14 protein-coding genes and 1 pseudogene are annotated in these 11,786 nt (G+C 49.2%); 11 read left to right on the plus strand and 4 right to left on the minus strand.

Annotated features, from left to right (window positions below; translation table 11 throughout):
- Positions 1–100: pseudogene (locus H6G45_RS19545) on the minus strand (IS630 family transposase); the annotation flags it as partial.
- 428 nt (positions 101–528) lie between these two features.
- On the opposite strand from H6G45_RS19545, the gene H6G45_RS08925 reads away from it, so the two are divergent.
- From H6G45_RS08925 to H6G45_RS08940, 4 genes are all read left to right on the plus strand, one after another.
- A complete protein-coding gene (locus H6G45_RS08925) occupies positions 529–2,304 on the plus strand; it encodes an iron uptake porin (protein WP_190598107.1) in 1,776 nt (591 codons plus the stop codon).
- A 389-nt stretch (positions 2,305–2,693) separates the two neighbouring features.
- Positions 2,694–3,335, plus strand: coding sequence for a response regulator transcription factor (locus H6G45_RS08930; protein WP_190598147.1), 642 nt, complete (start codon positions 2,694–2,696; stop codon positions 3,333–3,335).
- A gap of 57 nt (positions 3,336–3,392) precedes the next feature.
- The gene (locus tag H6G45_RS08935) at positions 3,393–4,409 is read left to right on the plus strand and encodes an N-acetylmuramoyl-L-alanine amidase (RefSeq protein WP_190598108.1); all 1,017 of its coding nucleotides are present in this window, start codon (positions 3,393–3,395) and stop codon (positions 4,407–4,409) included.
- Positions 4,410–4,431: 22 nt separating this feature from the next.
- Positions 4,432–4,860 (plus strand): hypothetical protein, encoded by a 429-nt coding sequence (locus H6G45_RS08940; RefSeq protein ID WP_190598109.1) that lies wholly within the window; start codon positions 4,432–4,434, stop codon positions 4,858–4,860.
- On the opposite strand, the gene H6G45_RS08945 is transcribed toward H6G45_RS08940, so the two are convergent.
- The gene (locus tag H6G45_RS08945) at positions 4,857–5,294 is read right to left on the minus strand and encodes a DUF1036 domain-containing protein (protein ID WP_190598110.1); all 438 of its coding nucleotides are present in this window, start codon (positions 5,292–5,294) and stop codon (positions 4,857–4,859) included. The genes H6G45_RS08940 and H6G45_RS08945 overlap by 4 nt on opposite strands.
- 267 nt (positions 5,295–5,561) lie before the next feature.
- Between H6G45_RS08945 and H6G45_RS08950 the strand changes: the two genes are divergently transcribed.
- From H6G45_RS08950 to H6G45_RS08960, 3 genes are all read left to right on the plus strand, one after another.
- On the plus strand, positions 5,562–5,915 hold the full coding sequence (locus H6G45_RS08950; RefSeq protein WP_199309660.1) for an STAS domain-containing protein: 354 nt from the start codon (positions 5,562–5,564) through the stop codon (positions 5,913–5,915).
- Positions 5,916–6,045: 130 nt separating this feature from the next.
- The gene (locus tag H6G45_RS08955; protein ID WP_190598111.1) at positions 6,046–6,399 is read left to right on the plus strand and encodes a hypothetical protein; all 354 of its coding nucleotides are present in this window, start codon (positions 6,046–6,048) and stop codon (positions 6,397–6,399) included.
- 16 nt (positions 6,400–6,415) lie between these two features.
- Entirely contained in the window at positions 6,416–6,772 is a 357-nt protein-coding gene (locus H6G45_RS08960) for a hypothetical protein (RefSeq protein ID WP_199309661.1), read from the plus strand.
- Between the two features lie 136 nt (positions 6,773–6,908).
- On the opposite strand, the gene H6G45_RS08965 is transcribed toward H6G45_RS08960, so the two are convergent.
- Together H6G45_RS08965 and H6G45_RS08970 are read right to left on the minus strand one after the other, a co-directional pair.
- Positions 6,909–7,706 carry a CsgG/HfaB family protein gene (locus H6G45_RS08965; protein WP_190598112.1) on the minus strand — a complete coding sequence of 266 codons (798 nt, stop codon included), beginning with the start codon at positions 7,704–7,706 and terminating at the stop codon, positions 6,909–6,911.
- A 123-nt stretch (positions 7,707–7,829) separates the two neighbouring features.
- The gene (locus H6G45_RS08970) at positions 7,830–8,231 is read right to left on the minus strand and encodes a hypothetical protein (protein WP_199309662.1); all 402 of its coding nucleotides are present in this window, start codon (positions 8,229–8,231) and stop codon (positions 7,830–7,832) included.
- Positions 8,232–8,738: 507 nt separating this feature from the next.
- Between H6G45_RS08970 and H6G45_RS08975 the strand changes: the two genes are divergently transcribed.
- From H6G45_RS08975 to H6G45_RS08990, 4 genes are all read left to right on the plus strand, one after another.
- On the plus strand, positions 8,739–9,053 hold the full coding sequence (locus H6G45_RS08975; protein ID WP_190598113.1) for a DUF1825 family protein: 315 nt from the start codon (positions 8,739–8,741) through the stop codon (positions 9,051–9,053).
- 87 nt (positions 9,054–9,140) lie between these two features.
- Positions 9,141–9,992, plus strand: coding sequence for an alpha/beta hydrolase (locus H6G45_RS08980; RefSeq protein ID WP_190598114.1), 852 nt, complete (start codon positions 9,141–9,143; stop codon positions 9,990–9,992).
- Between the two features lie 90 nt (positions 9,993–10,082).
- Positions 10,083–10,991 (plus strand): alpha/beta fold hydrolase, encoded by a 909-nt coding sequence (locus H6G45_RS08985; RefSeq protein WP_190598115.1) that lies wholly within the window; start codon positions 10,083–10,085, stop codon positions 10,989–10,991.
- A 148-nt stretch (positions 10,992–11,139) separates the two neighbouring features.
- Positions 11,140–11,769 carry a CPP1-like family protein gene (locus H6G45_RS08990; protein WP_228024251.1) on the plus strand — a complete coding sequence of 210 codons (630 nt, stop codon included), beginning with the start codon at positions 11,140–11,142 and terminating at the stop codon, positions 11,767–11,769.
- The last annotated feature ends 17 nt before the right edge of the window (positions 11,770–11,786 follow it).

Genomic DNA, 11,786 nt, shown 5'->3' on the forward strand with positions numbered 1-11,786 from the left:
GACTAATGTTCAGTGTTCGGCAGACATGGCTTTTCTTCTCTCCTTTTTCTACTGCACTTACCGCTTTCTCTCTTAGATCTATACTGTAGGGGGCTGGCATCGCTTTTTTCCTAACTCTTTCCCTATATTATGTCCTAACCTTAGCAATCTTTGCTATAAAAGTTAAGTAGAGGTTAAGGATCCATTAAGCAAAGTTTAATGGGGTAGAGCACTTATAAAAATATTTTATGAATAAGACGACAGCATATATGGAGTTGCCAAACTTGGGGTGGAAGTCTGGGGAAGGCAAAGGCTCAAACCAGATAAATTGATCAGCCAAAGGCTTACTCTATGGTGGTTATACGTTTTTTGCATAGCTTTTGGTCAGTGCCCTTGGAATTGTTCAAAATAGATGCTAGAATCCCTATCGAGGAATTTCTTGGTCTTCGCTGATCAAGGATCAGGTCAATAAACCAAGTTTCAACTGCTATCCAATTTATCAGTTGTGCCTGGCTTGATTAATGTCATCGGTGTGAGGATCCCCCTGTTATGAATAAGTTGACCAGTAATTTACTAAAGTTATTTCCGTTGGCCCTGGGTAGTTCTTTGGCAGTGGCCCCTGGCGCCATGGCGGAACCCGTAGCTCAGTTAGCTACCCCCGCAGATTTTCCCCAAATTAACCACCGGGGCGACAGTCTGGAACTGATGCGTCGTCGTCAGAATGCTGGCACCTTCAATGCGGCTACCCCAGATGTGACTAATATGTCCCAGGTGACCAGTGTGTCTGAGTTGCGGGATGTGCAACCCACTGCCTGGGCCTATGAAGCACTAAAAAGTTTAGTTGAGCGCTACGGGTGTATTGTTGGTTACCCTGACCGGACTTTCCGGGGCGATCGGGCCCTGTCCCGTTGGGAATTTGCCGCTGGTTTGAACGCCTGTATGAACGTAATGGAACGTTTAATCCAGGAGAACGTAGCGGTTCTACGGGAAGATATTGATAAGCTCAAACGCTTGATGCAAGAGTTTGAAGCGGAATTGGCCGCCCTGGGAGCTCGCATTGATAATCTAGAAGTCCGCACTTCTTTTCTGGAAGACCATCAGTTCTCTACCACCACCAAGTTAAACGGGGTAGCGGTTTTTGCCCTGGTTAACCAATGGGGAGAGAACAAAGCAGTGGATTGGCGACAACAGGACAACATCAATAACTTTGGTGCCGCCGCCCCTGCTCCCGTGGATGAAAATGCCACCCTTTCCAGTCGGGTGCGTTTGAACTTCGACACCAGCTTCACTGGCAAAGACTTATTGCGGACCCGTTTGCAGGCAGGCACCGTGCCCAACCTAGCTGGTCCCACCGGCACCAACATGGCTCGTCTTGCCTTTGATGGTTCTAGCCCTGATAACAACGTTGACATTAATAAGTTGTTCTACCGTTTCCCGGTGGGTAACTTGACCACTTGGGTTGGGGCCCGGGGCTTGGATTTGGATGATGTCTTCAAAACCTATAACCCTTACTTGGAAAGTGGCGACAGCGGTGCTTTGAGCCGTTTCAGTCGGTACAACCCCTTTGTTAACCGGGGGCCTGCCGGTACCGGTGGGGCGATGCGCTATAAGTTCAATGACATTTTCACCGTTAGTGCAGCTTATTTGGCGGACCAAGGACAGGCCAGCAATCCCAGTGATGATGTTTTCACCAGCGGTGGCAATACCTTCCGCAGTGGTAACGGTTTCTTGAATGGTAGCTACAGCACCGGGGTTCAGTTTGACATCAAGCCTACCCAGGACTTTAGCTTTGGTATTTCTTATCTGCATAAGTACTTCACCCAAGGTGACGTTAACTTAACCGGTAGCACTGGTAGCCGTATTGCCAGCAACCCCTTCTACCAAGCGGCCACGACCATGGATACCTACAACATCCAAACGTCCTGGCAGATCACCGAGAAGTTTAATCTCTCCGGTTGGTTTGGTTATGCCAATGCCACGGCCCAGGGCTTCAACACTGGCGGTAATCCCCAAAATCGTAATGGTTTAGGGGCTGACCTGTGGACTTGGAATGCGGCCCTATCTATCATCGATGTGTTCAAGGAAGGGGCGGTGTTCTCCCTGAGTGGTGGTTTGATGCCCTACGCTCCCTATGTGGCTAGCCTCAACGGCGATCGGATCAGCAATGACCGCAACTCTCCCTACATCATCGAGGCTCAGTACCAGTTCCCTGTGAACAAAAACATCCAGATTACCCCTGGTGCCTACGTAATCCTTAACCCGGAAGCCAACAGCAATAACAGTGCTATCTGGGTTGGGGTACTCCGCACCACCTTCAAGTTCTAGAAACTTTGTTGGGGTAAAACCAACACTCACACCAAAACTTCCAGATATTTGGCCCCCACTTCGTTGCTGGGGGTTTTTTATCAACTTTGGTGCGATTGAGGCTCCCTCAGCCAGATCTAGATTTTCCAAACTTGGGCAATCAAAGCGGGTTCTAGGGATTGTGCTCAATTTTTAATTTTTACTTTGCTTTTATGCTTTTGCCTGACCAATCTCGGCGATCGCCTATGGGAGAGAGAAGAAAATCTATATCTAGCAAAACTATTTAGACGGTACAGTTCGTCGGTTAGGATTATTTAGGGATGATGCTAATCGGAAAAATTCTTAGATAAGCCCTAGTTTTGCCCCCGATCGCCAAGGTCACCCTGGTTAACCTGCAAGAATTAATCGCCATGAGCCAATCCAAGGAAAATTATCATCTATTGTTGGTGGACGACGATCCCAACCTACTCCTTTTGGTCAAGGATTATTTGGAATATCAGGGTTACCAAGTCACCACCGCTGGTAACGGTCGTGAAGCCCTGGCTGCGTTGGCAAACATGGTGCCTGATATGATTATTTGCGACATTATGATGCCGGAGATGGATGGCTACGCTTTCATCGAGCAGGTGCGCCAAAACCCCAGTATTAGTTGGATTCCGGTGATGTTTCTTTCCGCCAAGGGCCAAAGCCACAATCGGGTGAAGGGCCTCAATGTGGGGGCGGATATTTATATGGCCAAACCCTTTGAGCCGGAAGAACTGGCTGCCCAAGTACAATCTTGTCTCCGTCAAGCCGATCGCCTATTGCAACACAATAACCATCCTCTGGGGGAAAACTCCCGGGTGCAGGTAGCTAGGGACGTGGAACTCACCCCCACGGAAACCAAGGTAATTCAACTGGTGGCCCAGGGATTGGCTAATCGAGAAATTGCCGACCACTTAAAAGTCAGTCAGCGCACCGTCGAAAGTCATGTGTCGAATATGTTAAACAAGACAGGACTACATAACCGCACCGAGTTAGCCCGTTGGGCCATCCAAAAAAGTATTGCTTGAGGTTCTTTACCACTGGTTTTCTAGTGGACCAGCACCAATCAGAAAAATAACATATTCATGAACTATTTTTCCTGTTCCCTGCAAAAAAGTCTGGGCCTAATTTGTGCCAGCTTGCTGAGTTTACCGGCCCTGGCACCACTGGTCTGGGCTGGCTCTTTGGAATATTGGAAATTTGACCTGCGGGATAGTCGTCTAGACATCATTACCGATGAGGATGTCAGGCCACAGGTAAATGTGCTGCGCAATCCCACTAGGGTGGTGGTGGATTTACCGGGCATTGAACACCGGGGCCCCACCATTTATAAGCCTTTGACCCAGTATGTTAAAGAGGCAAGGGTTGGTCGATGGAATAATAATTCGACTCGCATTGTTTTGGAATTGACGGAGCCTTTCACAGTCAAGCCCTGGGAGGTGCAGGTGCGGGGGTTAGCGCCCAATCGATGGTATGCCCGCCTGCCCACCATCCTCCAACCTTCGGAATATAGTTTGCCCCAGGAAACAGTGGCGGTTAATGTACCAGCCCCAGCCCCCAGACCCCTACGACGCTTTACGGTGGTGTTGGACGCAGGGCACGGCGGTAGGGATCCAGGGGCGATCGGACAGCGGGGCATGCGGGAAAAAGATGTGGTTCTGGCCATCACTAGGGGCGTAGCCAGGGAGCTGGAGAAACAGGGCATTGGGGTGGTGATGACCCGCAACAGTGATGTGTTTATTTCTCTCCAGGGTCGGGTGCAAAGGGCGGCGGCGGCCCGGGCAGATATCTTTGTGAGCATCCATGCCAACTCCATCGGCTTAGGGCGACCGGAAGTCAATGGAGTGGAAACCTATTATTTCCAAACGGGGCGTTCCCTAGCCCAGAGCATCCATCGCAGTATCCTACAACGGCTTAATGTCCGCGATCGCCGGGTAAAGCAAGCCAGATTTTATGTTTTGCGCCGTACTTCCATGCCTTCCACCCTAGTGGAGGTGGGTTTTGTGACGGGGAGTCAAGACAGCCGGAACCTCAGCAATCCCCGCTTTCAACAGCAAATGGCTGAGGCGATCGCCGCCGGTATCGTACAGTATTTGAAGTAAGTTTATCTACGACTGCAGTCGCATGTTTTCCCCAGACCCCGTGCTTCCCGACGATGGCCAACATCCCTGGCGTTACCGACTAGACCAGTTCACCAAGGAAGAACAGACCACCCTAGCGGCCCTGGCCTGGGCCTTTTACCAGCAATGGCCGGCCAAAGAACAGTATTTGGGGTTAGACCTCCATCCCCAAGCCCATTTCATTAGCTGTGCCCCCCAGGCGATCGCCCAACTAAATGACCAGGTGAACGGGCGTATCCAGGAAATGGTGGGGATTTTGCACGGCTATGATCCGGTCAAGGAAGTGGCCATTTTTGTCATTGGCCACACCCAGTTCAAACTGCTCTTTTTCCAGCCAACCCCTGATCCTGCTAACTGTTTTGCTGAATTGGGGCTGACCATCGAAGAACTCAAACACAGACTAGAAAAGACCCTCCAGGAAAAACTGACCTAGCGACCAGTGGACTTAATCAGTTCTAAATTGGCGCCCGGGTTAATAAATGTTTGACTATTACCCCCAGCATTGCCGCAGGCAGAACTACTGTCCGATTGGAATGCGGTGAAGCGGTCATTAACTTGACATAGTTTGATGGACTCACTGCCTGCCATCTCAGCCATGGCTTTGCGGTTCGGTGCCACCCCATCGCTAACTTTGAAGTAGGTAAAAGCATTATCGGAGTAGACCACACACTCCCCCGGTTCCACCACCCACCAACCTTCACTCACCCAGATCCCATTGGGATTTTCGTAGCCCTGGGCCATGAATAAATTAGTGTTGAGATAGTTGCAACTTTTTCCGGCGATCGCCGGGGCTGGGGTAAAAACACTGCCCACCAGAGCAGACCCCATTACCATCACCGCTGCAGACCATAACCCTTTATTAACCATAAAAACTCCTCAAACCACAGAAATTGTTAACGCCAATCTTACTAGAACTAGGCTGGCTTTGCCCACGGCCATGGACGGGGTTCTCCGGGGGGTAAATAGTTTCTCGGTATTAAACTAAACAAGCCGTAACGGACAATACGGAAATTGTCGCCCCTAAAACACAAAATGGTCAGCACATCGACATAATTGACGGCGATCGCCTAAATTACTAGAGTTGGGGCCGGTTTTGCCGTTGCCGTTTTTTCTTTTGTGTGAGGAGTCAGGATTATGCCGTTTAACCCCCAGGTTGTGGCGAGGGATGTTTTCTATCCCCAGGGCACATTGAGTGCCGCCGTCACCCAAGCTTTTCAAGCTGATTTAGCCAGTTGGTTAGCCACTACCTCCAGTCCGGCGGTGGTGATCGACTTTAGCCAGGTGGATTTCCTCGATAGCGCTATTTTGGTGGTGCTGGTTAACGCTTACAAAGAACTCCAAAGTCAAAAGAGAACATTACTGTTAAGTGGGGTTTCCCCGGAACTGAAAATCATTTTTGAGTTGACCCAACTAAATCGAGTTTTTCCCATTTATAGCAATCCAGAGGCGGCCTTGGTCAATGGGGAAAAGCCCGCCATGGCTGCATAGAACCTAAGAACTAGCAAAGGCAAACGAATTCACCTCCCTGGTCAATTTTTATCAGGGTCGATGGGGTTGAATGGACTTTGGGGACTAAAATCTAGGTAATCCGCCCGGTTCATCGTTATTTTTTGCCATCGTGTCTTCCCCGAAAAGCAAAGCCATCACTGTTCGTCCCACTCCCCCCCTGTCCCCTAGATTGGCCGCAGAGGAAAAGTTCAAGCAGGAAAAACTCCACGACACGGAGCTCCTGTTACAGGATATGTTTATTCGAGAGGAAGCTACCATTAAATTAATTCTTGATTCCCTCTACGACATTGGCGCCATCAACATAATCAATAAAAAATTTCCCTTCCGCCCCCTAAATCGCTTGCTCAAATCTATTGTCGGGGTGCCAAAGCCCATTGCCAGGATATTGTTATTTCGCTGGTTTGTGGCCAATTGTCCTGGCTTGCTCACCAATTTCCTCCACAGTAAAGTCCGCTTCAAGTAGGGGGTCAATCTAGATTATGGTAGCTCCGGGTCGGTGTGAACAGCCAGGGCATCAACGGCAACCAAGGCATTGGGGCCCATGGCTGGTATTGTGGACTGCCAGTCTCGCTATTTTGCCCCTAGCCCCCAGTTTGGCCCAGTCTCCGGTCCTACCTCCCCCGGATGACATTCCCGAAGAAATTTTGCGCACAGAAATCATCCTCGAAGGGCGATCGCCTCTGGATGGAGAACCGTTAACGGCAACGGAATACACAGAATTAATGGAAGCTTTGGCAGAAAACCCCAATCCGCCCCAACTTAGTCCCCGAATTCGCCATCTGGTCTTTTTGTTGAGGGTAAGGAAATTTTTTCGGACTTTCCTACCGTTTCTTTGATGGTTGTCCCCATAGCTAAGGCATAGCTAATTCAAATAATAATGAAGTCACATAGCCAGCCAACACGTTCCTAATAGAAGTTTTTTGGAAAATACCCCTATCCTAGTTTTGTATTTCATTTCGGGTAACTATACCACTACTCCAAAATCAAAGTATCTTTAGTTTTTTGTCGACGTTGCCTCTCCTTATCTTGATATTCTTGGATGCAACCATCCTGTTCCACCATTACACAACTGAGGTAATCGGTAATCTCGACTAATCCAGCCCTTAAGGCCTTGCCCACAGGAGCTCTGGCGGTGCTTTGGTTATCCTGTCCCGTATTAACAATGCCTAAAATACTGACGTTATTAGCAGAGCTAGCGGCGGTATCAGCGGCACGGCCCTCCACTGTTCTGGCATAAACCACTTCCCCTGTGCTGCTATCAACCACCCGCAGATCTATGGCAACATAGGCCTCCTGTTTAGCCTGACGCTCACTGTTGCCAATGCTGAAAAGTCCTAGGTTAAGCCCAAAATTATTGCCTCCAGATTCCGAGCTTACCCCTTCCTCATAGGCGGTAACTCTACCCAAAACAATATACTGAGCCCCTGTCAACTGTCCTCTTTGGGCAGAGGTTTCCGGTCTAGTTAATCCTAATTCTGCCAATTCCTGTTCCGACAGAACACTACCGAGATTTTGTCTTTCTACTACTTGAAAGTTACCGGTAGAGGTAAGTTCATTGCTGAGGGCATCGGCCAGTTCCCGCGAAGTATTGCCACTCCACCACCACCAACTCATATTAGTGTCATTTTTAAACTCCGGCACGGAAATAGTGGGTTTACCTTGGGCTTCGGCCGTCAGGCTTCCCGAGAACATTCCCGCCAATACCAGGAAGAATGGTAGAGCCTTCGATGTCAAGGAGGCAGCGACTCTGTCTAGGTTTTGAGTGGCCATGGTATTTCCAGCAAATTTTTTAACCAAGGCTACAGTAGTGATGAGACAACAGTCAATAGATATTTGATTTTCGATTAACTTTGACTTCCTAGGCTCAACGAGATAGGTGTTTTGCTGCGATATTTAACCTAATAATTGCCGCCGTTTTTGTTCAAATTCGTATTCTGTTAGCAGTCCCTCTAGGCGTAACTGTTCTAACTCTCGCATAGCTTCGGCCATGGTAATGACCTGTTGGGATGGTTGCAGGCTATCTCCATTTTGGTGCCAGCTTCCCTCAAGGCTGTTGAACTGACGGTTAAAATCCTCTTCCCCTTGGACAAAATACCAGACTGCATCAATGGCGCAGGCAATTCTGGGTATGGGAGTATTCCACAGTAACCAATAGACCCCCGCCCACACCGGTTGCCCCAGGTAAAGTTTATGGAGACCCGCCATGGGCCAGGGCAGCACCGCCGATGTCACCGCCAAGGCGATCGCCCAGTAGCGACGTTTTGGCAGAGATAACAGGGGACTTAAAAAAGACATAATTGCAATGCTGAACAAGTTCTGAATCAGTGGTAATTTTAGCCTTAGCTAGGGGCGATCGGGGTGGGTAGACACTAGTCCATGGCGTTGTTTCAAGGCTAGTCTGCCAACCATAACTCCGGCGATCGCCGGCAAATTCGGGAAACCGTATTTTACTAAGCAAAAATAAGCTTTTACAATGGGAAAGACTCCATGATATGGGATCCCCCGTAAATACAGAGAGTCTTTGCTCCCCTTTGGTTCCCCCGGGGGTTAAGCATAACTTCCCTCAGGAACTCACTTAAAATTCCCAAGAAACTTCAATTTCTAATTCATTTTTTGTTCTTATTATTTTAGATTTTTACAGATTTTTACTGAATTTTTTTACTAAATTTTCATTGTTAATCGAGTTAAATTTGATTGAATTTTTATTGGTTGCTGAATTGGGATAATCATGGCTCCTCCTTTCATCCAGTTGCTTTAATTACGTTTCACTCGACTGCACCATTTACCCCAGAGGTCATAACCATGAGCTTTTTTGATTCAGATATTATTCAACAAGAAGCCAAACAATTGTTTGAAGACTATCAATCCCTGACCAAATTGGGTGGTGACTATGGCAAATTTGATCGGGATGGCAAAATGATTTTCATCGAGCAGATGGAAGCTCTGATGGAACGCTATAAAATCTTTATGAAACGCTTCGAGCTTTCCGATGACTTTATGGCCAAGATGACCGTCGAGCAGATGAAAACCCAACTAGGACAGTTTGGTATGTCTCCTCAACAAATGTTCGACCAGATGAATCTCACCTTGGAAAGAATGAAAGCCGAAATTAAGTAAATTCCCTGATGTCAGCATTGCCTAGCCAGACGCTCCCCCCAATGTCAGAATGGTGAAAGTAGGTTCCCCGTAGCAACTGCGAGAACTATGCCCACCCTGGATCTTTTGGGTTTTCCTCACCACTATCAACAATCTGGCTCTGGTCAACGGGGGTCTGCCCCCAGCTTGATTTTTGTCCATGGTTGGCTCCTTAGTCACCATTATTGGTTGCCCTTAATGGAAATGTTATCTGGGCAATATTCCTGCGTGGGCTATGATCTGAGGGGGTTTGGGGAATCCCAGAGTCCAGATCGTCTCCATTCAAACTATGACCTAGAAGCCTACGGCCGAGATTTGGTTGCTCTACTGGAAAAATTGAATATTGAACAAGCTTGGTTAGTGGGCCATTCCCTAGGGGGAAGTGTGGCCATCTGGGCGGCTCACCTGTGTCCGGAGCGAGTTAAGGGGGTAATTTGTGTTAATGCTGGCGGCGGAATTTACCTCAAGGAAGAATTTGAAAAGTTTCGCACCGCCGGGGAAAGATTATTGGATTTTCGTCCCCCTTGGTTGGGGAAATTACCGTTGCTGGATTTGGCCTTCAGTCGGTTAATGGTGCAAAAACCCCTGGCTAGAAAGTGGGGCAAACAACGGTTGCTGGATTTTTTGCGAGCGGACCAGCAGGCTGCCCGGGGCTCTTTGTTGGAAAGTACAACGGAAGCGGCGGTGCATTTACTGCCCAAATTGGTAGCGGAGTTACCCCAGCCCATGTATTTCCTGGCAGGACAAAATGACCGGGTAATGGAATTGCAATATGTTAAGTATCTAGCCAGCTTCCATAGTTTATTTGCCCAGTTAGGGACAAATGTGTTGGAAATAGAAGACTGCGGCCATTTTGCCATGCTGGAACAGTTGCCGGTGGTGGCGGATAAACTCCAACAAATTCTGGCTACTTCCCTCTAGATAGGGACAATTGCTGGCTGTTAACAATGCTTTTATCAGCAAATTCAGTCACCATAGAAATCAATGCTTCAAACTTGATTCGGCCCCGCTATGGTATCCCTAGAATCTTCTCCCCCAGCCCTGTCTCCCCACACTCCCCCCCTGTTTTGGCAATGGCGCGACCAGGCGATCGCCTATCAGCAAAGGGGCGATCGGGGACCAGCGGTATTACTAATCCATGGTTTTGGGGCCTCCTGGGGCCATTGGCGCAAAAATATCCCTGTCCTGGGGGAATATTGTCGTTGCTACGCCATCGATTTGTTGGGTTTTGGTGCTTCGGCCAAACCTATCCCTAGTCAAACATTGGGTTACACTTTCACAACCTGGGCGGCCCTGGTGGCGGACTTTTGCCGGGAAGTAATTGGTGGACCGGCGGTGCTAGTTGGTAATTCCATCGGCTGTGTGGTGGCCATGCAAACTGCCACGGACTATCCAGAACTGGTCACTGGTTTGATTGCCCTCAACTGTTCTCTGCGGTTACTCCATGACCGCAAACGGTCAGCTTTGCCCTGGTATCGCCGGGTAGGGGCGGGGGTATTGCAAACGGTGCTGGGCTATCCTCAGATTGGCAAACTGTTCTTCCGACAGGTGGCCCGGGCTAAAACCGTTCGTCAGGCTCTCTGCCAAGCCTACGGAGATAAAAATGCTGTCACGGATGAGTTGGTGGCTATGCTTCTGCGGCCAGCCCAGGATGAAGGGGCGGCGGAAGTATTTTTAGCTTTCACCGGCTATTCCCAGGGGCCTTTGCCGGAGGATTTGTTACCCCGAATCCATTGCCCAACGGTGCTGATTTGGGGGGAGGCCGATCCCTGGGAACCGATCGCCTTGGGGAGAGGGTTGCAAAACTATGAGTGTGTGGAACAATTCATCAGTTTGCCCGGATTGGGTCACTGTCCCCAGGATGAAGCTCCAGAGGTAATTAATCCAATTTTGCGACAATGGATCACAGAGTGGAGTTAAACCGGCCATGGTCACCATTGATCAGGGACGGGAATGGCTTTTCTCCCTAGGGAGGCGAGGATGTCAATGGTAAGATCTTTGGGCATACTGGATGTCAGCACTCCCAATCAAGCATTCAAGGAAATTCAACCAGAGGAGGTTTAGGACAATGGGTGAACAAACTCCCTATCAGACGTTGGGCATATCAGAGGAAGCAACTTTTGAAGATATCCAAGCCGTCAAAACTCGCCTGTTTCGGGAACATGAGGGGAACACCCAGTTGTTGGAAGAGGTGGAGGCCGCCTACGACGCCATTATTATGGAACGACTGCGTCTGCGCCAGGAAGGAAAAATTAAAGTACCGGAAAAAATTCGCTTCCCTGAACGCCAGGCAGAAAGCACCGGCAATGGCTTCCCCTCCCTTCCAGCTCCCACCGCTCCCAGCTGGCTAGCCAATTCCCTGGATACTCCTTCCCAAAACGATATTCTCTGGCCCGCTGGCTTTTTCGCTAGCCTGATTTTGATCAGTTGGTTGACCCAAGGGGCGGGGGGGTCAATCCAGTCCTTGCTGTTGGTGGTGGGGGTGTTTGGCAATATTTTCTTCCTCAACCGCAAGCAGCGCAAATTCGGTAAAGCCCTACTGCTCAGTTTGGGAGCCCTGTTGGTGGGAATTATTTTGGGCACGGTCTTGGGTCAGTTACTGTTGGGGGCAAATGTGGCGATCGGCCCCAACTTGGAACAAATTGCCGCCACCATCACCTTTGTCATCCTCTGGTTGATTAGCAGTTTTGTCCGCTAGCCACGGCTCCATTGATC

The organism is Synechocystis sp. FACHB-383, from assembly GCF_014698605.1.
In the GTDB taxonomy this organism is placed as follows: Bacteria; Cyanobacteriota; Cyanobacteriia; order Cyanobacteriales; family Microcystaceae; genus Synechocystis; species Synechocystis salina.